The organism is Rhizobium binxianense (genome assembly GCF_028994275.1).
In the GTDB taxonomy this organism is placed as follows: domain Bacteria; phylum Pseudomonadota; class Alphaproteobacteria; order Rhizobiales; family Rhizobiaceae; genus Rhizobium; species Rhizobium binxianense.
Genome location: NZ_CP118713.1, coordinates 4,396,619 through 4,418,438, shown reverse-complemented (window position 1 = coordinate 4,418,438; position 21,820 = coordinate 4,396,619). Strand labels below are relative to the sequence as shown.

Sequence of the window (21,820 nt, the reverse complement as noted above, 5' to 3'; positions counted from 1 at the left end):
TCTTGATTTCAATTCAACAGAAATTAGCGGCATGACAAACAGGATCTTCTACACCAAGCCTTCCATCACCCAGCTTGAAACCGATTATGCCACGGACGCGGCAGCAACCGGCTGGGGCGCACGCTGTTATGACTACATCAACCGCTTCGAACGCGACTTCAAGACTTACCTCGGCAGCGACTTCGCCATCGCGACATCGAGCTGCACCGGCGCCATGCACATGGGCCTAGCCGCGCTCGGCGTCGGCCAAGGCGACGAAGTGATCCTCGCTGACACCAACTGGATCGCCACCGTCTCGCCGATCGTCCACCTCGGCGCTAAGCCTGTTTTCGTCGATGTGCTGCCGGATTCCTGGTGCATCGATCCGGGCGAGGTCGAGCGGCACATTTCCCCGAAGACCAAGGCGATCATCGCGACCCACATCTACGGCAATCTTTGCGACATGGATGCGCTGCTCAAGATCGGCAAGCGCACCGGCATCCCGGTGATCGAGGATGCGGCCGAAGCGATCGGCTCCGTCTCCCATGGCCGCCGCGCCGGTTCGATGGGCGCCTTCGGCACCTTCTCCTTCCACGGCACCAAGACGCTGACGACGGGCGAAGGCGGCATGTTCGTCACCAGCGACGCCGCGCTTTACGAACGGGTGCTGACGCTCAGCAACCACGGCCGCGCACGCGGCCAGACCAAGCAGTTTTGGCCCGACGAAATCGGCTTCAAGTACAAGATGTCCAACATCCAGGCGGCCATTGGCTGCGCGCAGATCGAGCGCATCGAAGAGCTCGTCGCCCGCAAGCGGGAAATCCTCGCCGCCTACATGGTACGGCTTTCCGCCCTGCCCGGCATCTCGATGAACCCGGAATACAGCGGCACGATCAACGGCGCCTGGATGCCCACCGCGGTCTTGCATCCGTCGACGGGTATTACCCGCGAGATGATGCAGCAGGCCTTCGAGGCCGCCGATATCGACGCGCGCGTCTTTTTCTATCCCCTGTCCAGCCTCTCCATGTTCGAGGACCGGCCCGAGAACGTGAACGCCTGGAGCATTCCGGGGCGGGCGATCAACCTGCCAAGCTATCACGACATGAGCGAAGCCGATATCGACCGGGTGGCGGCGACGCTGCTCGATGTGGCGGCCGGGCGGATTTACCACAACAGCGCGGCATTGCAGCAGTCGGCCTAGGACCGCCATAGAGCGAAGGACAAAGAACAGTCATGACTACCAAGGACGACCGTCTCGAATTCGAGGCCCACAAGCGGGAAATGTCGCTTGCGCTCGGTAAAGACGAAGCAAGCTTCCAGCAATCGCTGAATACGCTGATCGGGCTCGACAAGTTCGACTATTTCTATCTCTGGTCGTGGATGGGCGTGCCGATCATCCAGCTTCCGGTCGATATCCTGGCGACCCAGGAAGTCATCTGGGCAACCAAGCCCGATGTCATCATCGAAACCGGCATTGCGCGCGGCGGCTCGCTGATCTTCATGGCGTCGATCCTCGCCGCCATGGGCAACGACAAGGCCAAGGTTGTCGGCGTCGACATCGACATCCGCGCCCATAATCGCGAGTCGATCGAAACCCATCCGATGTCGAACCGGATCAAGATGATCCAGGGCGGTTCCGTCGACGACGACGTGCTTGCCGCCGTGAAGGCGGAGATCCCGCCGGGCGCCCGCGTGATGGTGGTACTCGACAGCGACCATTCCTACGAGCATGTTCTGGCGGAATGCCGCGCCTACGGTCCGCTGGTGACGGAAGGCTGCTACCTGGTCGTCGCCGACACGCTCATCGGCCACCTGACGGAGGAACAGGCCTTCACAAAACGTTCCAAGGTCTGGCTGCGCGGCAACGAGCCGTTGAAGGCCGTCACCGATTATCTGGCAGAAACCGACCGCTTCGAAGTCGATCCAGTTCTGAACGGCAAGCTCGTGCTGTCTTCCTCGCCGGGCGGCTATTGCATCTGCCGCAAGGCGTGAGCGGACAATCAGGGATCGTCGTTCATGACGCAGGTCGATATCGTCAGCCTCAAGGACAATGCGGATCCGGCCAGACGGCTCCGACTTCCGATCAGGGACGACACCGGTAGGCACGTGGGCGACCTCCAATGCATCGACAGGTCGATGCTCGACGAGCCCGGCCTGATCGACGACCTGACGACGTGGCGCAACCAGTCGATGCCGTTTTTCCTCACCCAGTTTAGCGCCGTCGAGGAGCGTACGCGGCGGTGGCTCGAAACCATCTCCCTGCCCGCCGCCGACCGCATCCTATTCGTCATTTGCGATCCCGATGGATACCGGTTCGGCAATTTCGGCATCTGCAACATCCAGCCCGGCTCGGCCGATTTCGACAACGTCATCCGCGGCCGCGCGAGCGGTATCCGAAACCTGATGTTCCATTGCGGCAGGGCACTGCTGGAGTGGATGTTTTCCGGGCTCGGGGTCGAAACGGCTGAGCTGCATGTCTTCTCCCACAATGAAAAAGCGATCGGCCTTTACAAGCGGCTGGGCTTTGCGCCGGCCGAAAGCCTGCCACTGCGGCGCACGGAGGAAGAGGGCATGGTCAAATATTCGATCGTCGATCGGTCGGAAGCAAATGCCGGCTTCGACTATCTGAGAATGGAGCTTCCAATCGAACGTTTCCGGCAGGCGTATCCGGCGGCTTTGCTGACCGCCTGAAACACCTCACCGCACCGGCTGATAGTGGCCGCGCAGCGGAACCTTGTCGTCCATCGAGATGAAGCCGTCGCGTTCGCAGACATACATCAGCGTCGGCATGCCGCCGGAGCGGAAGATCTCGTCATAACGGCGGCGGATCTGGACCGTTTCGGTGCGGCAATTGTAGGATTCCTCTTCCTTCTTGTCCGGCTGCGCCTTGACGCCGGGCAGACCCTTATAGGGATAGAGGGGTTGAACGCCCGAATCGCCGGATTTCGTCCAGTCGACGGCAAAGGCGGACGAGGGCGCTAGGCCGGACACGGCAACGAGCAATATCGAAAGCATCATCACAAGCCGCATGGCAACTCTCCTGCCGGCGTCGGTGGCCGCTCTGACGATGTAGGAAAGCTGAATATCGTCATCAAGCGGCGGCAGGAGGCGACGTCCTGAAATAACTTCTGATGACGGGGTGGCCGAAAAGGCCGGCGAGGATCGCAAAACCCGCGCCGACGACGAAACCGGCGAGAAGACCGCCGATGATGCCGGCCACCAGCAGGATTTTCTTGCCCGGACCATCGGCCTTGACGGGCGGCTCGGCCGGCGAGATGACGCGAATGTTACTCTGGTTGAGGTTCTGCTCCTCGCTCGTCTGGCTGGAGCGCTTCAGAACCGTCTCGTAAATATCGCGCGCCGCCGTCGCCTTGCGCTGCAATTCGTTCAGTTCCACCTGCTTGTCCGAGGTGCTCGCCTGCAGCGCCTTCTGTACGGCCAGCTCCTTGGCGATGCTGTCCTCGGCTGACTTGGCCTGCTCGTATTCGCCCCTTGCCGAGGTGGCGAGACGCTGCAATTCGCCCCTGATTTCGCCCGATATGCTCTGCAGCGAGGAGCGGGCCGCCTGCAGGCGCGGGTGACGCGTGCCCATCTGGCTTTCGAGGCTGCCGACGGCGGCGGCCTGGGTGGCATATTGCTGACGCAGGCTGACGAGCGGCGAGGTGACGCCGCCTTCCGTCTGGTTGCCGGCGACGATGTCTTCGACGCGGAGATTGGCGACGGCATCGGCGCGGGCCTTGGCCTGGATAGTCTTTTCCTGCGCCGACACCAGCAGCGTGTTCAGCGAGACGAGCCGCTGATCGGAAATCAAATTGCCCTCGGTCGCGGCCATGTCGTTGTCGGCGCGGAAGGTTTCGACGGCCTGTTCGGCCTCCAGCACCTTCCGGCGCAGATCGTCGAGGCGTCCGTCGAGTGTCGAGGAGGTGTTTTCGTAGATGCCGTTCGAAGCGCTGTTCTCCTCCTCGGTGAAGGAGGTGACGACCTGGTTGGCAAGTCTTGCGGATTTTTCAGGATCATTCGTCGTCGCGGCAAGCGAGACGACATAGGTGCTGGCCTCGCGGGTGATGACAAGCGCCTTCTGCAAGGTACCGATCACGGCGGCGCCATCGGTGCGGCCGCCGGTGAATTCCGGATCCTGGTCAAGCTTCATGGCCTGGATGACGCGGCGCAGCACATTGCCCGATGTCAGGATCTGCACCTGGCTGTCGATCAGCGTCGAGATCATTTCCGGCGAGGGTCCCGAAGATTGGCCACCCGCATCGGCAAGACCGATCTGGCGCGGATCGAAATAGAGGCTGCTGACGGCGGTGAATTTCTGTCCGATGAATGGCGCCACTGCCCCGCCGGCAACGGCGCCGAGAAGCGCCAGACCGAGGACGACCAGCCGTCGGCTCCAGATCGCAGCGACGCTGGAGCGGAGGTCGAGAAGCGGTGCGGCGGGCGCGGGCGCTGCGTTCGACGGCGCGTCCGCGACAGGCTGTTTCAGAGGTGGAGGCGCCGGACGCTCGGATTGCCAGGTTTGCGCAACCCTTGCCGGCGGCGGCACAAAAGCAGGAGGGGGGACAGGAGGGGCGGGTTCAGGCATCGGAGGGACGAAATCGTCCGGACGGACGACAGGACTGCGCATGCGCACGCCTTCCGGCGCAGTCTGAGACGGCTCAAAACTGCGCCAGCCGGGAAGCCGGCTTACCCTGTTCCTGTCATACTGGTTCATACGCGCACTCGTGTCCCGCCCAGCGTGAAAGACTGAAGCCGAGGTGCTGAGACTTTAGAAATTCTTAGCTAACGGACCGTTAAAATAATCCGCAGCGACGCCAATGTTGCGATTTGAGGCGATTGCGAGGGGTAGCGATGAGGGCGAGACGACATCTGACAGCGCTGCTGCTTGCCGCCGCTCTCTTCCCCTCGCCGGCTCTTGCGACTGAGGCGCCCTGTTACCGCGGCGTCAATCTTTCCGGCGGCGAATATGGCGAGCGCGACGGCACCTACGGCACCAACTATACCTATCCCAGCGAAGAGACGATCCGCTATTTCGCCGAAAAGGGCCTGACGATCATCCGCCTGCCGTTCCGCTGGGAGCGGCTGCAGCCGGCGCTCGGCGGGCGGCTCGACGAGGACGAACTCAAGCGGGTCAAGGATACCGTCGGCCTGATCCGCAAACACGGCATGGCCGTGCTGCTCGACCCGCATAATTTCGGCTATTACGACAAGGTGCAGGTCGGCACGGCGCCGGCGACGAATGCCGCCTTCGGTGATTTCTGGGCAAGGCTCGCGGTCGAATTCGCCAATCAGGACGGCGTTCTCTTCGGCCTGATGAACGAGCCCTACGACATCAAGGCGACGGACTGGCTCACCGCCGCCAATGCGGCGATCCGCAGCATCCGCGCCGTCGGCGCTCGCAATCTCATTCTGGTGCCGGGTACGTCGTGGAGCGGCGCTCACAGCTGGGAGAAGGACGTGATCGGCGGCGCCAACGGCACTGTCATGCTCGGCGTGCGCGATCCGCTCGATTTCTACGCCTATGAGGTCCACCAGTATCTCGACGTCGATTCCTCCGGAACCCACCCGACCTGCGAAGGCTCGACTGCTGCGGTCGAGGCGATCGCCGGGGTCACCGCCTGGCTGAAGCGCAACCACAAGCGCGGCTTTCTCGGCGAATTCGGTGCCTCCGCCGACAAGGACTGCATGAGCGGGTTGACCCAAATCTACGCCACCATGTCCGGGAATAGCGACGCCTGGCTCGGCTGGTCTTATTGGGCGGCGGGCGAATGGTGGCCGGCGGACGAGCCGTTCAACGTCCAGCCGCGAAAGGGCCCTGAGCGGCCGCAGATGCGGCTTCTGGTCGAGGCGGCAAAGGCCGATCCCGGCACGTGTTCCGCCGTCAAGCCGGTGGGGAAATGAGAATGGCGGTCGGCGACCACAAAGCTGCGACCTTTGCCGTCGCCGGCAATCGGCTCGATGCTGCCGGCGAGGCGTCGCGCGTCGATTACCCGGTGCTCTGGCTCGGTCTGCTTTCGGTGCTCTATAACGGCATTCTCGCCTTCATCAACCACAACATCATGCCGCTGTCGATGACGCATGTCGCCGCCAGCGAAGGCCTGATCATGGCGAGCGCCATCCTCTACATCCTGCACAAGGGGATCTACGAGACCGACCTGCCGGCCTTCCTGTTCCTGCTGTTCACGCTCGTCGTGACCATCTATGTCAGCGTGCTGAACCGCATGCTGTTCATCGATCATTTCCGCAACATTCTGATCATCTTCTGCTTCACCGGCCTCGGCGGCTGGAGCAACGAGAAGACCATGAAGCTCGCCTTTCGCTGGGCAAGCCTTGTCGTCATGATCTTCCTGATCTTCGAGATCGTCAGCGTGCCGTTCTATGTCAGCATCGTCCATCCGTCCGATTATTTCGCCAATACGCGCGGGCTGCTGCCGCTGAGCTACAACACGACGGGTCTGTTCCAGAATGCGCTCGGCTTTCCCGAGCGTTTCTCCTTCGGCATCATCGACCATCGTTCCTCCTCGATCTTCCTCGAACAGGTGTCGCTTGCCAATTTCTGCGGTGTGATCGCGGTCTATCTGATCTCGATGTGGGAAAAGCTCGGCCGCTGGGACCGGCTGCTGATGATCGGCACGGCCGTGCTGATCCTGGTGACGAACGACACACGCACGATGCTGATCTTCTGTTTTGCCTGCATCGTCGGTTATTTCGTTTTTCCGAAGATCCCGAGGAATTTCAATCTGGCGCTGATGCCGCTGATCGTCGCTGCGGGTTTTCTCGTCTACACCTTGAAACCCAATGCGACCGGCGACAACTTCACCGGCCGCATCAACCTGACGATGAAGAAGATCATGGAACTCGACCCGCTCGCCATCCTCGGGCTTTCGGTCGACCGGGTCGCCGAATTCGCCGACAGCGGCTATGTCTACCTGATCTACGCGGCAACGATCTTCGGCGTCATCGCCCTATGGCTGTTCGTCTGCCTCTTTCCCGCCGGGCGCACGGCGGCGCAGCGGCGCTGCGCCCATTCACTTTCTCTTTTCATTTTTCTGAATATGATGATCGGGGGAACCGCGGTCTTTTCGATGAAGATTGCCGGTCTCCTTTGGTTCGTCGTCGGATATATGCGCTTCCACGACAGCCCGCGCATCCGGCAGGGTGGTCCGGCAGATGTAGAGAGTTGACCGCAGCGGCATGGTTGAGACCGAGGAGCAAGACACCGGATGCTGGTCCAGCTTCAATATCTGCGCGCCATCGCGGCGCTGATGGTCGTCTATTTCCACGCGATATTGCAGCTTGCCAAGGTCAATCCGGCGGTCGACGCCACCGCCTTCGTCTATGGTGAAACCGGCGTCGACATCTTCTTCGTCTTGAGCGGTTTCGTGATGTGGCTGACGACGAGCGGACGGGCGATGAGCCCGGTCGATTTCGCCCGCCGGCGCATCAGGAGGATCGTGCCGCTCTATTGGCTGGCGACGCTGTTTTCGACCATCGTGGCGCTGGTGGCCCCGTCGCTGCTGAAATCGACGGTGTTCGACCTGCCGCATCTCATCGCCTCGCTGTTCTTCCTGCCATGGGCCAATCCCGCCGATCCCCTCACGATCACGCCGGTGGTCGTTCCGGGCTGGACGCTGAATTACGAGATGTTCTTCTACTTCGTGTTCGCGCTGCTGCTGCCGCTTTCGGAAGTCCGCCGCATCCCGGCGATGTTTGCCGTCTTCGCCGTCATCCTGATCGCCTGCCGGCTGCTGCCGGAAACGACGGCCAGCCGGTTCTACTGCGAACCGATCATCCTGGAATTCCTCGCCGGCGTCGTGCTTGGCTGGCTCTACGGGCAGAAGCTGCTGCTGCCGAGCCGCTGGGCATGGGCGGCACTTGCCCTGGGTTTTGCGTTTCTCTTCATCAACGAGGCGCTGATGCGGCCGGAAAGCCGGTTCTATGCCTGGGGGATCCCGGCGATCTTCATCGTCTACGGCGCCGTTTCCATCGATTTCTCCAGGCTGCCGGTGGTGGGATGGCTGAACTATCTCGGCGACTGCTCCTACAGCATCTATATCACCCATGCCTTCACGCTGGCTTTCCTGAGGGTCGTCGCCGACCGCCTGCCGATCGGCATCCTGCAGCAGCCGGTGCTTTTCGTGATCCTGTCGCTGGTGCTCTCGTCGATCGGCGGCGCCATGATCCATGAGATCACCACACCCCGCCGGAAAACGGCCCTCGCGAGCCGCCCGCCGGCCTAAGTTCGGCACAGAAGGCGAGAATACGCATCCAAGCGGCGCTGACGGTACAGTTTTTTGCGCAACTTCTCCTAAGCTTCAGACTTTGGCAATGAGAGAACTTGCAGAAACGTGATGGTTTCTCTTGCAATTTGTCGCACGAATGAAAGCGCGCCGGCCTATCCGCGGCCCGGGCTTTGATCTAAGCACGGCGGCGGCCTTGCAGAGGGAAGAGGGAGAGACATGAAAAGCTATGTATTGACGGTATCCTGCAAATCGACGCGCGGCATCGTGGCGGCGATTTCGAGCTATCTGGCCGAGAAGGGCTGCAACATCATCGACTCCAGCCAGTTCGACGATCTCGATACCGGCAAGTTCTTCATGCGCGTCAGCTTCATTTCCGAAGAGGGTCTGTCCGGCACCGAGATCGGCGCCGATTTTGCCGCCGTCGCCGCGCCCTTCGAAATGGAATACGAATTCCACGACAGCGAGAAGCGCATGAAGGTGCTGCTGATGGTGTCGCGCTTCGGCCATTGTCTCAACGACCTGCTCTACCGCTGGAAGATCGGCGCCCTGCCGATCGACATCGTCGGCGTCGTCTCCAACCATTTCGACTACCAGAAGGTCGTGGTCAATCACGACATCCCCTTCCACCATATTCCGGTCACCAAGGCCAACAAGGTGCAGGCCGAGGCCCGGATCATGGAAGTGGCCGAGCAGACCGGCACCGAGCTGATCGTGCTCGCCCGCTACATGCAGATCCTGTCGGACGAGATGTGCAGCAAGATGTCCGGCAAGATCATCAACATCCACCACTCCTTCCTGCCGAGCTTCAAGGGCGCCAATCCCTACAAGCAGGCCTATGGCCGCGGCGTCAAGCTGATCGGGGCAACCGCGCATTACGTCACCGCCGATCTCGACGAGGGCCCGATCATCGAGCAGGACACGGCGCGCATCACCCATGCGCAGTCGCCCGACGACTATGTCTCGATCGGCCGCGATGTCGAAAGCCAGGTGCTGGCGCGGGCCATCCACGCCCATATCCATCACCGCACCTTCATCAATGGCAACCGCACCGTCGTCTTCCCGGCCAGCCCCGGCAGCTACGCCTCCGAACGCATGGGTTGAGCGCCGGCAGGCCTCACATCTCTTTTGCTGGCAAACGACAATCTCCCGTTGCCTGCCAGCGGCAAGTATTTGATTATCGCGTGAGGTAATCGAATCATGCGGGAGGGGTGCCATGACCGACGAGGTGCTTGTTGATCGCATGGCGCTGCCGCGTCCCGACGTCACCGTCACCGATGCGGAAGAGATCCTGCTTGCTCACTACAGCCTCTCCGGCACGCTTGCCGAGCCCGGCAGCCAGCAGGATCGAAACTATCGCGTCGATAGCAATAGGGGCCGCTATGTCCTGAAGATCTGCCATGCGGCCTACGAGACCCGTGAACTCGAAGCGCAGAATGCGGCGATCCATCACCTCAAAAGCAAGCCGGATGCACCACGTGTTCCCAATGTGATTGCCACGAATGACGGGCGCGAGATCGTCGTCCTGACCGTGCGCGGGCAAGGCTACCAGGTCCGGCTGCTGGAATATCTGGAAGGCCAGGGGCTGACGGAGCTGAGATATGTGGCGCCGGCTTCGGTCGCCGCACTCGGCGCGCTCTGCGCAAGGCTGGCGCAGGCGCTTGCCGATTTCAATCATCCGGGTCTCGACCGCAGCCTGCAATGGGATCTCAGGCGCGCCGGGCCGGTCGCGGTGCAGCTGCTTTCCGCCATCACCGACAGCGCCGCGCGCGACCGGATCGCCAAGACCATGGTGATGGCCGTTCGCCGCATTCAGCCCTTGGCGCCGTCGCTTCGGCTGCAGGCGGTGCATCACGACGTCACCGGCGACAATGTCGTCGGCCGCCGCAATGCCCATGGCCACACCATCCCCGACGGGGTGATCGATTTCGGCGACATCATCCGCGGCTGGCTGGTCGGCGACCTTGCCGTCACCTGCGCTTCGCTGCTGCATCAGGCAGAGGGTGATCCTTTCCATATCCTGCCGGCCGTTACCGCCTATCAGGCGATCTACCCGCTGACCGACGAGGAGCTGAAGGCGCTCTGGCCATTGATCGTCGCCCGTGCGGTCATTCTTGTTGCCAGCGGTGAGCAGCAGATTTCGGTCGATCCGGATAATGACTATGTCCGCGGCAATCTCGACCGCGAGTGGGCGATCTTCGATACGGCGATGTCCGTGCCCTTCGAGCTCATGGAAGCCGCGATCCTCAAGGCAGCCGGCGCCGATGTCGCCGCCCCGGACGCATCGGGATGGCTGCCATTGCTGCCTGACATCGAGCCCGCCGAGATCGCCTATGTCGATCTTGGGGTGCGGAGCCCGCATTTTTCCGCCGGCAACTGGCTGAATGCCGACATGGACTGGCGACTGCTTGCCCGCGCCGCAACCGAAAACGGTACGGCAGCGACGCGCTACGGCGAATACCGGCTTTCCCGCGCGAGCCTGGGAAACGCCAAGGCACTGGCGACCTGCGCCCTGCATATCGATATCTGCCTTGCCGCAGGCAGCGCGATCGCCGCACCCTTTGCCGGCCGGATCAGCTGGAAGGACCAGCATCTGACGCTCGCCGGCGACAGCGTGACCCTGCATCTCGACGGGCTCGACCTCTCGGTCGAGGATGAAGCCGAGATTGCTGCGGGCGACCCGCTCGGCGCGGTGGTCGGAGAGGCGTCGTCGCTCGGCGGTCTGCGCGTTCAACTTTGCAGCGTCGCCGGGCTCGAGCCGCCGCTCTTTGCCACACCGCGCGCGGCAGCGGCCTGGTCGGTGCTCTGCCCTTCTCCCTCGCTGCTTCTCGGGCCGGGAGCGGATGCGCCGCTTGCCGATAGCGCCGAGCTGCTCACCAGGCGACAGGCGCATCTGGCGGGAGCGCAGAAGAACTATTACGCGGCGCCGCCGCAGATCGAGCGCGGCTGGCGGGAGCATTTGTTCGACGTCGAGGGCCGCGCCTATCTCGATATGGTCAACAACGTCTCCATTCTCGGCCACGGCCATCCAAAGCTCGCGGCGGCGATCAGCGCCCAGTGGCTGCGGCTCAACACCAATTCACGCTTCCACTATGCCGCGATCGCGGAATTTTCCGAACGCCTCGCCGCACTGGCTCCGGATGGCCTCGACACGGTCTTCCTGGTCAACAGCGGCTCCGAAGCGAACGATCTGGCGCTTCGGCTGGCGCAAGCCCACAGCGGCGCGCGCAACATGCTCTGCCTGCTCGAAGCCTATCATGGCTGGTCGACGGCAAGCGACGCCGTCTCCACCTCGATCGCCGACAATCCGCAGGCGCTGACAACCCGGCCCGACTGGGTGCATACCGTCGTGTCGCCGAACACCTACCGCGGCGACTTCCGTGGTCCCGATACGGCAGCGGATTATCTCGGCATGGCGACGCCGGTGCTGGAGGCGATCGACGCCGGCGGCGAAGGTCTGGCAGGCTTCATCTGCGAATCGGTCTACGGCAATGCCGGCGGCATTCCGCTGCCGGACGGTTATCTCCAGCAAATCTATGCCGAGGTGCGCGCCCGCGGCGGCCTCTGCATCGCCGATGAGGTGCAGGTCGGTTATTCCAGGCTCGGACATTATTTCTGGGGTTTCGAGCAGCAAGGGGTCGTGCCTGATATCATCACTGTCGCCAAGGGCATGGGCAACGGCCATCCGCTTGGCGCCGTCATCACGACGCGGGAGATCGCCCAGTCGCTGGAGAAGGAGGGCTCGTTCTTTTCCTCCACCGGCGGCAGCCCGGTCAGTTGCATCGCCGGCATGACGGTGCTCGACATCATCGCGGAGGAGAAGTTGCAGGAAAATGCCCGGACGGTCGGCGATCACCTGAAGGCACGGCTCGCTGCGCTGATCGACCGCCATCCGATCGCCGGCGCCGTGCACGGCATGGGGCTCTATCTCGGCCTCGAATTCATCCGCGACAGAACAACGCTGGAACCGGCAACGGCGGAGACGGCTGCCATCTGCGACAGGCTTCTCGAACTCGGCGTCATCATGCAGCCGACCGGCGATCACCAAAACGTGCTGAAGATCAAACCGCCTCTCTGCCTCAGTATCGAAAGCGCCGATTTCTTCGCCGACATGCTGGAGAAGGTGCTTGATGAAGGCTGGTGACACGAGGCTTTCCTGAATAAACCAAATCGGTCATTTCGAGGCGTTTCGATTTTTGATGAAATGGGCCATTGCCTGAGACAGCAAGGCTTCCTATCTCTGCCGCGGTGATCGATGAAACTTTGATTCTGTCATGCGAATTTTACGAAGAGCTGATATGTTTCTTTCTGTAAGTTCGGGCTACGACGGAATGAATTTTTTCGGATCGTCGATATTTTGACACGTTTCGGAATATGTTTCTGACGGGCTATCGGGTAATCTCTACCAAGTTAGTAGATTACCAAAGGCAGCTATCACCGGCCCCGGGCTCTTCCGGGACCTCTCAAGTGCAACGCCAACGCAAGGAACGAGACATGATAGACATCGATATTCTCGCCGATCTGCTTGGGCGATCTGTGCTTGGCAATGACCGTCCGGGCGCCCTCTCCCGCCCGAACTGTCGAATGTGACGTTCGTCCTCCTTTCAACGGTACCAGACAAGTCAATTCGCCATGGCTGCGCATGTCGCGCGGCAGGAGTTCTATTTATGAAGAAGCAAGTTATCGAATATGCAGGCGTTCCCGTCGGGATCGTCATTCCCGACGAAGATCGGTTGAAGTTCATCGCCGTGAAATTCCATGTCCACGACCTCGACGAGCAGCGTTTCGGCTCGCCGGATGAGGTGCGGCTGGCCATCCACGATCTGATGACCCGCCGTCATCCGAAGCCGCTTCATGCCTGAGGGCATGCTGTCGGCATTGCGTTCGCGGCTTTTCAAGATGTCCGACCGGTCCCGCCACTTGGGGCCGGTCTTGTTTTTTGAGGGCAATTGCAGTCCTATCGGCGGCCTTTCCGTGTAAGGACGCGCCGTTGCCCGATCTTCTCAACCTTATCACCGACATCGAAGGTGTTTCCGTCGGCCATGCGACCGATCTCGTGCTCGGTTCCGGCGTCACCGTCATCGTCTTCGACGAACCGGCCGTCGCATCCGGCACGGTGCTCGGCGGCGCGCCCGGCGGGCGCGACACCGGCCTGCTCGACCCGTCGATGACCGTCAGCACCGTGGATGCCTTCGTGCTGTCCGGCGGCTCTGCCTTCGGCCTCGATGCCGCCGGCGGCGTGCAGGCGCGCCTGCGCGAACTCGGCCGCGGCTTTGCGGTCGGGCCGGTCCGCATACCGATCGTGCCGCAGGCGATCCTGATGGATTTGCTGAACGGCGGCGACAAGGATTGGGGGCTGCACTCGCCCTATCGCGACATGGGCTATGCGGCAGTGAAGGCGGCCGCCAAGGGCACATTCGCGCTCGGCACCGCAGGCGCCGGCACCGGGGCGACGACAGCCACCTTCAAGGGTGGACTCGGCTCGGCCAGCGCCGTCAGCAGCGCCGGGCATCGTGTCGCAGCTGTTGTCGCGGTCAATGCGCTGGGCTCGGCAACGATCGGCGACGGACCGCATTTCTGGGCGGCCCCTTTCGAAAAAGACGGCGAATTCGGCGGGCTCGGCATGCCTGGTGTGGCCGACCACCGGATGCGGCTCAAAGGCATGAACACACCTTCAACGACGATCGGCGTCGTCGTTACCGACGCGCAGCTGACGAAGGCCGAAGCGCACCGGCTTTCGCTTGCCGGCCATGACGGGTTTGCCCGGGCGCTGCTGCCGGCGCATCTGCCGCTCGACGGTGATACCATCTTTGCCGCATCGACGGCCAAGCATCGAAGAGACGACATGGCGAGCCTGATGGAGCTTTGCCACCTCGCCACCATCGTCATGGCGCGGGCGATCGCCCGTGGCGTCTACACGGCAACCGCTTTGCCGGTCGAGGGCGCGCAAAAGGCCTGGCGCGACCGCTACCCGAACGCCGATTGATTGGATAGGGTCAAAACCCGGACAGATCGAATATGCCGAATGGCGGAGAGACGTGAATGCAGATCCGGGCGCTGATGTATTTCGACGAGCTGGTCAGGACCAATTCCATGCGCCAGGCCGCCGAGAACCTCAACGTCGCGCCGACGGCGATCAGCCGGCAGATCGAGAACCTCGAATATCACTTCGGCGCGCCGCTGGTCGAACGCAGTGCCCGCGGCGTCAAGCTGACTGCGGCCGGCGAGCTGCTCGCCGCCCGTGCCGGCCGGACGCTGCGCGAACTCGATCACGTGCAGCAGCTGATCGAAGACCTGAAGGGCCTGCAGCGCGGCCGTGTCAGCATCTATGCCAACGGCGCCACCGTCGCCAATCTCTTGGCGCCGGCGCTTGCCGAATTCAGCCTGAAATATCCGCAGCTGCGTTTCACCGTGACGATCACCAGCGCGCGGCAGGCGGTCGATGCCGTCAACAGCGCCGAGGCGGATATTGCGGTAACGCTGTTTGCGCCGGTCATATCAGGCACCAAGGTGCGGCTGCGCTCCGAGATCGCCTATGATCTCATCGTCACGCCGCAGCATCCGGCGGCCGCCCTTGCCGAAATCCCTATCCGCAAACTCGCCGACTACCCATTGGCCCTGCCGGATCAATCCTTCGGTTTCCGTCAGGCCTTCGACGCGTTGTTCGAGAAAGAGGGGCTGAGCCTCGATCCGGTCTTCGTCACCAGTTCGCTCGAAATGCTGAAGGAACTCGTGCTCAGCGGCGCTGCGGCGACGCTGCTGCCGGCGTTGACCGTCCGCCGCGAGATCGAGGCGGGTCAGCTCCTGGCCATTCCGCTTGCCGGCAAGACCGGTATCCGCACCCATGTCGATCTCTGCGTCGCGCCGGACCGACAGCTGTCCTTCGCGGCGACGAAACTGCTCGACTTCATCGAGAGGTTCATGCGCGAGCGAGCGCACCGCCGAGGCGAGACGAAAGACTGATGCCTCCGGCTTGCATTGCCCGCGAATTTCAGGTGTAGCTTTTTCGGCTACACTGGGCACACAAAATCGTCATTGTGTGTGCACCGGTATGGTGTCACCTTATCCGCAAAAGGCCTTCGTCATCGACGCGGCCAGACAGGGAACATGATGAACAAGCTTTCGTTTGCACCTTTCGTCCGGCGGCTTTCGCTCGGCGCCGCGCTTTCCGCCGGCCTGGTGATGACGGCGCTGACGCCGGCCCAGGCGGCGAAGACCACCCTCAATCTCGGCATGAGCGTCGAGCCGACCGGCCTCGATCCGACGATCGCAGCACCGGTCGCGATCGGCCAGGTGACCTGGCAGAATGTGTTCGAAGGGCTGGTGACGATCGACCAAGCCGGCAAGATCCAGCCGCAGCTGGCAAAAAGCTGGGAGATTTCGCCCGATGGCCTGACCTATACGTTCAAGCTGCAGACCGGTGTCAAATTCCATGACGGCGAGGCCTTCGATGCCGCGAGCGCCAAGTTTTCGCTCGACCGCGCCCGCGGCGCGGATTCGGTCAATCCGCAGAAGCGCTTCTTCGCTTCGATCGCCTCGATCGATACGCCCGATGCCGAAACGCTCGTGCTGCATCTCTCGGCGCCGACCGGCAGCCTGATCTACTGGCTCGGCTGGCCGGCCTCGGTGATGGTCGCCCCGAAGACGGCGGCCGACGACAAGACGACGCCGATCGGCACCGGTCCCTTCAAATTCACCGGCTGGGCGAAGGGCGACAAGGTCGAACTCGCCAGGAATGCCGATTACTGGAACAAGGATGCCGCCGCCAAGCTCGACAAGGTGACCTTCCGCTTCATCGCCGATCCGCAGGCGCAGGCGGCGGCGCTGAAATCCGGCGATCTCGACGCCTTTCCGGAATTTGCAGCACCCGAACTGATGAGTTCTTTCGACGGCGATGCCAGGCTCGTCACCCGGATCGGCAATACCGAGCTCAAGGTCGTTGCCGGCATGAACAATGCCAAGAAGCCGTTCGACGACAAACGTGTGCGCCAGGCACTGATGCTGGCGATCGACCGCAAGACGGTAATCGACGGCGCATGGTCCGGCCTCGGCACAGCGATCGGCAGCCACTACACGCCGAACGATCCGGGTTATCAGGACATGACAGGCGTGCTGCCCTATAACGTCGAAAAGGCGAAGGCGCTGCTTACTGAGGCCGGCTATCCCAACGGCTTCACCTTCACGATCAAATCGCCGCAGATGGCCTATGCGCCGCGCAGCGCGGAGGTGATGCAGGCGATGCTTGCCGAGATCGGTGTGACGATGAATATCGAACCGACCGAATTTCCGGCGAAATGGGTCCAAGACATCATGAAGGACCGCAACTTCGATATGACGATCGTCGCCCATGCCGAACCGCTCGACATCGACATCTATGCCCGTGATCCCTATTATTTCAATTATAAGAACCCCGCTTTCAACGCGTTGATGAAGAAGGTCCAGGAGACCACCGATCCCGCCGCGCAGAATGCGATCTATGGCGAGGCGCAGAAGATCCTCGCCGAGGACGTGCCGGCGCTTTACCTCTTCGTCATGCCGAAACTTGGCGTCTGGGACAAAAAGCTGAAGGGGCTGTGGGAAAACGAGCCGATCCCCTCGAATGTGCTCTCTGGGGTTTCTTGGGACGAGTAGGCGGCGGGTTCGGGCGGATTGAGAGGCATGGGATGAGCGAAGGGAAGCCGCATAGCGAAACGCTCAATGCCGGTCGCAGCCCTCTCCGTCCATCATTCCTGTGCTCGTCACAGGAATCCAGCGCGCCCAAGTCCTTGGGCGCGCGAGACTTGTGTGCCTGGACAAGAGTTATTCACGGTGCAGACGCGCCGTGGCTGGATTCCTGTGACGAGCACAGGAATGAGGGAGGGCGGGGGAGCCGCCGGGCCACATCGAAAGCGTGGCGCGCATGATCCCACTCCTCGCCCGCCGCTTTGCCGGTCTCCTCGTCACGCTTCTCATCGTATCGCTGCTGATCTTCGCCGTCATGGATCTTCTGCCCGGCGACCCGGCCTCGATCATGCTCGGCACCTCGGCGACGCCGGAAACGCTGGCGGCGCTGCGCCACGATCTCGGGCTCGACCAACCGCTGCTGCTGCGTTACGGGTACTGGCTGACCGGCGTGTTCTCCGGCGATCTCGGCACTTCTCTGACCTACGGCGTCCCGGTCGCGGGTTTGATCGTCGAGCGGCTGGCGGTGACGCTGCCGCTGGCGCTGATGGCGATCATGTTTTCGCTGGCGATTGCCTTGCCGCTCGGTGTGCTGGCCGCCTCGCGCCGCGGCGGTGTCTTCGACATCGTCGCAACGCTGTTTTCGCAGATCAGCATCGCCGTGCCCGCCTTCTGGGTGGCGCTGCTGTTGATCATCCTTTTTTCGACGATGCTCGGACTGATGCCGGCCGGCGGTTTTCCGGGCTGGAGCGCCGGTATTCTGCCGGCATTGCAGGCGCTTGTTATGCCCGCCGTCGCACTGGCGATGCCGCAGGCGGGCGTGTTGACGCGGGTAGCGCGCTCAGCAGTGCTCGACACGATGCATGAGGATTTTGCCCGCACCGCCGTGGCTAAAGGGCTCTCTCGTGCTGCGGTGCTGTGGCGGCATATCGTGCCGAACGCGCTGATCCCGATCCTCACGATGATTGGCCTGCAATTCACTTTTCTTGTCGCCGGCGCGGTGCTGGTGGAAAACGTCTTTAACCTTCCCGGCCTCGGGCGGCTAGCCGTTCAGGCGCTCTCGCAGCGCGACATCATCGTCATGCAGGACGTCGTCCTGTTCTTCGCAGGCTTGGTCATCGTGGTGAATTTCATCGTCGACCTCTCCTATCTCGTCATCGATCCCAGGATGAGAAAGGCGGCCTGAGGCATGGTACCGATCGTTTCTACCGCCATCCCCAGTCGCCGCCGGAGCTTTAGACTTAGCCGGCGAATGAACTTGATCTCCGGGGCTGTCATCATCGGCCTACTGGTTGGCGTGGCATTGCTGTCGCTCGTCTGGACGCCGCTGCCGCCGGCGAAAATGCAGATCATCCACAAACTGCAGCCACCGCTTGCCTTCGGCCTGCTCGGCACCGACCAGTTTGGCCGCGACGTGCTGTCGATGCTGATGGCGGGGTGCTGGAATTCGCTGTCAATCGCCATCACCGCAGTTGCGATCGGCGGAACGCTAGGTTCGATATCAGGCATTTCGGCAGCAGCCATCCGCGGTCCCTTCGAAGCGCTGCTGATGCGCATCTGCGACGTTATCTTCGCGCTTCCGCCGATCCTGTCGGCCATGGTGCTCGGCGCCTTTCTCGGGCCGGGACGGTTCACCGCGATCACCGCGATCGCCGTCTTCATGATCCCGGTCTTTGCCCGGGTGACGCTTGCGACCTCACTGCAGGCCTGGAGCCGCGATTATGTGACGGCGGCGCGGGCGATCGGCAATACGCGCCTGACGATTTCACTGCGCCATGTGCTGCCGAATATCGTCAGCCAGATCATCGTCCATGGGGCGATCCAACTGGGGCTGGCGATCCTCACCGAAGCGGGTCTCAGCTTCCTCGGGCTCGGCATGGCGCCGCCGGCGCCGAGCTGGGGCCGGATGCTTGCCGATGCGCAGACCTATCTGGCGCTCGCCCCCTGGCTGGCGGTCCTGCCGGGCCTTGCCATCGCGCTCACCGTCTTCGGCTTCAACATGCTCGGCGACGGTTTGCGCGATCTGCTCGACCCGCGCGAGGCGAGCCGCTGATGTCCTCCCAAGACGAAAGCCCGAAAGACCATGACCGAAACCAACCTCAACATCCGCGAACTCAGGGAGCGCTTCGCCGATAAAAGCCTCTCCCCACTCGAATACTGGCTTTCCCTGGAAGACCATATCGCCGCCTGGGAGCCTTCGATTGCGGCACTCTACCTCTACGACCCGGAAGCGGCGCGCGCGCAGGCGAAGGCATCGGCTGAGCGCTGGGCGAAGGGAGAAACGCTCGGCGCCCTCGACGGCATCCCGGTGACGCTGAAAGAGCTGATCGCCACGAAGGGCCAGCCGGTGCCGCTCGGCACGAAGGCGATGGAGCTGATACCGGCTGACGCCGATGCGCCAGCCGCCGCCAGGCTGCGGGAGGATGGCGCGGTGATCTTCGCCAAGACCACCTGCCCGGATTACGGCATGCTGTCCTCCGGGCTTTCGAGCTTTCATCCTCTCAGCCGCAATCCCTGGGACGCCACGCAGAATCCCGGCGGATCGAGTGCCGGGGCTGCGGCTGCGGCTGCGGCCGGTTACGGGCCGCTGCATATCGGCACCGATATCGGCGGCTCGGTGCGCCTTCCCGCCGGCTGGACCGGCATCTTCGGCTTCAAACCGAGCCATGGGCGCATTCCTGCCGATCCCTATTATGTCGGGCGCTGCGTCGGGCCGATGGCCCGCACCGTCGAGGATGCGGCCTTTTCGATGGCGACGCTGTCCCGGCCGGACTGGCGCGACGGCACCAGCCTGCCGCCGAACGATTTCAACTGGATGGATCTCGACATCGACATGTCGGGCATGAGGATCGGGCTGATGCTCGATGCCGGCTGCGGGCTTGCGGTGGAGGACGAGATCAGGGTCGCGGTCGAATCGGCGTCGAAACATTTCGAGAAGGCCGGCGCAACCATCGTATCCGTCCAGCCGGTACTGACACGCGCGATGCTGGATGGGCTCGACACTTTCTGGCGGTGCCGGCTCTGGGGCGATATCGCCGAGCTCGACGACAACAGACGCGACAGCATCCTGCCCTATATCGGGGATTGGGCAAAAGGCGGCGCCGACATCTCAGGCGTCGATGCGGTCAAGGGCTTCAACCAGACGATCGAGATGCGCAAAAGCTGCGGACGGCTGTTCACGCAAGTCGACGCCGTGCTGTCGCCGACCAATCCGATTGTCTCCTATCCGGCCGAATGGGCATCGCCGACCAACGATCCGGCCCTGCCGTTCGAGCATATCGGTTTCACGGTGCCGTGGAACATGTCGGAGCAGCCGGCCGCCTCGATCAATTGCGGCTTCTCCCGATCGGGCATGCCCATCGGCCTGCAAATCGTCGGGCCGCGCTTCGACGACATGCGGGTTCTGAGACTATCGAAAGCCTTCGAGGACTGGACGGGCGGGGTGCGATCCTGGCCGCGGCCGGTTACGGCGCCGCGCGTCTTTTCAGACGCGCAAAGCACGCTGTAAGACTTTAAATTGCTGCATAATTTTATCCTTAAATCGATTCCGATTTAAGGAATTATGCAGTCAGCTGATCGGGCGGCGATAGCCTGTGGGCTGATCGTAGAGCCAGCCGATGCGCTTGACGGCGGCCTCGAAATTCTCGCGCGCCACCGTCATGCTGTGGCCGTTGGCGTGGAGGATGGTTTCCGGATCCTCGAAGACGGCGACATGGCCCTTCCAGAACACCAGGTCGCCGCGGCGGATGTCGGAGCGGTCGATCGGCTCACCGAGGCCGGCTGCCTGCATGTCGGTATCGCGGGGCGCAGCTCTGCCGGTCATCAGCATCGCCAGCTGGACGAGACCGGAGCAATCGATGCCGAGGCCGGAACGTCCGCCCCAGAGATAGGGCGTCTCCAGAAAACGAGCTGCGATGTCGACGTAATCGGCGCCATCCAGCGCGCCGATCGGCTGGACGTGCCTGGCGAAGATCGCCGTTCCGTCCTCGAGCACGACATAGCGATTGCCGCGCGCTTCCGCCTCGCCGGCGACATGGACGCGGCTTCCCATCGACAGGATCGCCTGGTGGGGTTTGCGCAGTTCCGGTTCCGGATAGAGAAAGCTGCGCTGAACGGCGACGATATGGGTCGGCGCCGGCCTGCCTTCCGACAGCGCCGCTTGCCGGAGATACCCGACATAACCGTCCAAGGCGGCTTTCACCCAGCACCAGCCGTCGGCGCGATCGAAAACCGTCACATCTTCGCCGAGAAGCAGTTCGGTATCGATGCCGCGCGCAAGATCCGGTTCAGGGCGCAAGCCCACGACCGGAACGGCGACGCGGGCCGCCGCACCTTCGACGAAGCGCAAAGCCTCGACCTTGCCTTCGAGCCCCGCTTCCGCGAGATCGGGCCTGTAGGCATGCAGGCGGCGGTCGAGCATCGTCATCGGCATTCCTTTCAGATCGCCCTTCAGATCAGTAGCCGGCGGCCCTGATCGCGGACGAGATCGCCGAGCTTTTCCAGGTAAAGCGCCCCGTCGACGGTGCGCTTGATAAGCACATTGCGCCGGTCGGCCTGGTCGCGCACCCGGTCGACCAGGCCCATCTCGCCCATCGTGTCCAAGGCCCGGGTGATGACCGGCTTGGTGACGTCAAGCGTCGCGGCAAGCCCGCGCACCGTATGCGGCGGCGGCACCAGATAAATATGCAGCAGGATCGCCATCTGGCGCAACGTCAAATCGCGGTCGTCATGGCGGACCTGATCGAGCGCCACGCCATGCCAGAGCCCCAGAGCCTGCGAGGCGGTCAGTTCGATCGGCACGGCCCCTCCGGAAGATCGTTACGCTAGCGTTCCATTTTCCGGCAGTTGCCGCGGACATGCAAGGGCCGTGGGGAATTGCCGCCCGGCAAGGTGAATAAAATTTTAACGATCGGCAGCGAGGCGCAGCGCGTGACCACGCA

The 21,820-nt window shown here is 62.6% G+C and carries 19 protein-coding genes; 15 read left to right on the top strand and 4 right to left on the bottom strand.

Annotated elements, in window-relative coordinates:
- The first annotated feature begins 31 nt into the window (after positions 1-31).
- From PO860_RS21500 to PO860_RS21490, 3 genes are read left to right on the top strand one after another with little or no spacing between them, the layout of a single operon-like run.
- A complete protein-coding gene (locus PO860_RS21500; protein ID WP_183605309.1) occupies positions 32-1,180 on the top strand; it encodes a DegT/DnrJ/EryC1/StrS family aminotransferase in 1,149 nt (382 codons plus the stop codon).
- A 32-nt stretch (positions 1,181-1,212) separates the two neighbouring features.
- On the top strand, positions 1,213-1,971 hold the full coding sequence (locus PO860_RS21495; protein WP_183605308.1) for a cephalosporin hydroxylase family protein: 759 nt from the start codon (positions 1,213-1,215) through the stop codon (positions 1,969-1,971).
- A 24-nt stretch (positions 1,972-1,995) separates the two neighbouring features.
- Positions 1,996-2,670 (top strand): GNAT family N-acetyltransferase, encoded by a 675-nt coding sequence (locus PO860_RS21490; protein ID WP_272782726.1) that lies wholly within the window; start codon positions 1,996-1,998, stop codon positions 2,668-2,670.
- A gap of 6 nt (positions 2,671-2,676) precedes the next feature.
- Here PO860_RS21490 and PO860_RS21485 read toward each other — a convergent pair whose 3' ends face one another.
- Positions 2,677-3,009 carry a hypothetical protein gene (locus PO860_RS21485; RefSeq protein ID WP_272782725.1) on the bottom strand — a complete coding sequence of 111 codons (333 nt, stop codon included), beginning with the start codon at positions 3,007-3,009 and terminating at the stop codon, positions 2,677-2,679.
- Between the two features lie 61 nt (positions 3,010-3,070).
- Entirely contained in the window at positions 3,071-4,693 is a 1,623-nt protein-coding gene (locus PO860_RS21480; RefSeq protein WP_272782724.1) for a GumC family protein, read from the bottom strand.
- A gap of 137 nt (positions 4,694-4,830) precedes the next feature.
- Between PO860_RS21480 and PO860_RS21475 the strand changes: the two genes are divergently transcribed.
- From PO860_RS21475 to PO860_RS21420, 12 genes are all read left to right on the top strand, one after another.
- Positions 4,831-5,880: a glycoside hydrolase family 5 protein gene (locus PO860_RS21475; protein ID WP_272782723.1), complete on the top strand. Its 1,050-nt coding sequence runs from the start codon at positions 4,831-4,833 to the stop codon at positions 5,878-5,880.
- Between the two features lie 2 nt (positions 5,881-5,882).
- The gene (locus PO860_RS21470) at positions 5,883-7,163 is read left to right on the top strand and encodes a hypothetical protein (RefSeq protein ID WP_272782722.1); all 1,281 of its coding nucleotides are present in this window, start codon (positions 5,883-5,885) and stop codon (positions 7,161-7,163) included.
- A gap of 39 nt (positions 7,164-7,202) precedes the next feature.
- Positions 7,203-8,219 (top strand): acyltransferase family protein, encoded by a 1,017-nt coding sequence (locus PO860_RS21465; RefSeq protein ID WP_272782721.1) that lies wholly within the window; start codon positions 7,203-7,205, stop codon positions 8,217-8,219.
- Positions 8,220-8,438: 219 nt separating this feature from the next.
- Positions 8,439-9,323 carry a formyltetrahydrofolate deformylase gene (gene purU, locus PO860_RS21460; RefSeq protein WP_275037974.1) on the top strand — a complete coding sequence of 295 codons (885 nt, stop codon included), beginning with the start codon at positions 8,439-8,441 and terminating at the stop codon, positions 9,321-9,323.
- Positions 9,324-9,435: 112 nt separating this feature from the next.
- Positions 9,436-12,363, top strand: a complete 2,928-nt coding sequence (locus tag PO860_RS21455; RefSeq protein ID WP_275037973.1) for an aminotransferase — start codon at positions 9,436-9,438, stop codon at positions 12,361-12,363.
- 523 nt (positions 12,364-12,886) lie between these two features.
- Positions 12,887-13,081, top strand: coding sequence for a hypothetical protein (locus PO860_RS21450; protein ID WP_003544544.1), 195 nt, complete (start codon positions 12,887-12,889; stop codon positions 13,079-13,081).
- A gap of 128 nt (positions 13,082-13,209) precedes the next feature.
- A complete protein-coding gene (locus PO860_RS21445; protein ID WP_272784689.1) occupies positions 13,210-14,205 on the top strand; it encodes a P1 family peptidase in 996 nt (331 codons plus the stop codon).
- Between the two features lie 56 nt (positions 14,206-14,261).
- Positions 14,262-15,182 (top strand): LysR family transcriptional regulator, encoded by a 921-nt coding sequence (locus PO860_RS21440; protein ID WP_097617154.1) that lies wholly within the window; start codon positions 14,262-14,264, stop codon positions 15,180-15,182.
- Between the two features lie 147 nt (positions 15,183-15,329).
- Complete coding sequence (locus PO860_RS21435; RefSeq protein ID WP_272784688.1) at positions 15,330-16,850, top strand: ABC transporter substrate-binding protein; 1,521 nt, start codon at positions 15,330-15,332, stop codon at positions 16,848-16,850.
- A gap of 268 nt (positions 16,851-17,118) precedes the next feature.
- Entirely contained in the window at positions 17,119-18,066 is a 948-nt protein-coding gene (locus tag PO860_RS21430) for an ABC transporter permease (RefSeq protein WP_183610045.1), read from the top strand.
- A gap of 3 nt (positions 18,067-18,069) precedes the next feature.
- Complete coding sequence (locus tag PO860_RS21425) at positions 18,070-18,933, top strand: ABC transporter permease (RefSeq protein WP_272784687.1); 864 nt, start codon at positions 18,070-18,072, stop codon at positions 18,931-18,933.
- Positions 18,934-18,963: 30 nt separating this feature from the next.
- Entirely contained in the window at positions 18,964-20,388 is a 1,425-nt protein-coding gene (locus tag PO860_RS21420; protein WP_272784686.1) for an amidase, read from the top strand.
- Between the two features lie 60 nt (positions 20,389-20,448).
- On the opposite strand, the gene PO860_RS21415 is transcribed toward PO860_RS21420, so the two are convergent.
- Both PO860_RS21415 and PO860_RS21410 read right to left on the bottom strand, forming a co-directional pair.
- Positions 20,449-21,306 (bottom strand): C40 family peptidase, encoded by an 858-nt coding sequence (locus PO860_RS21415; protein WP_272784685.1) that lies wholly within the window; start codon positions 21,304-21,306, stop codon positions 20,449-20,451.
- Between the two features lie 23 nt (positions 21,307-21,329).
- The gene (locus PO860_RS21410) at positions 21,330-21,680 is read right to left on the bottom strand and encodes a MarR family winged helix-turn-helix transcriptional regulator (protein ID WP_183610041.1); all 351 of its coding nucleotides are present in this window, start codon (positions 21,678-21,680) and stop codon (positions 21,330-21,332) included.
- Between the last annotated feature and the right edge of the window lie 140 nt (positions 21,681-21,820).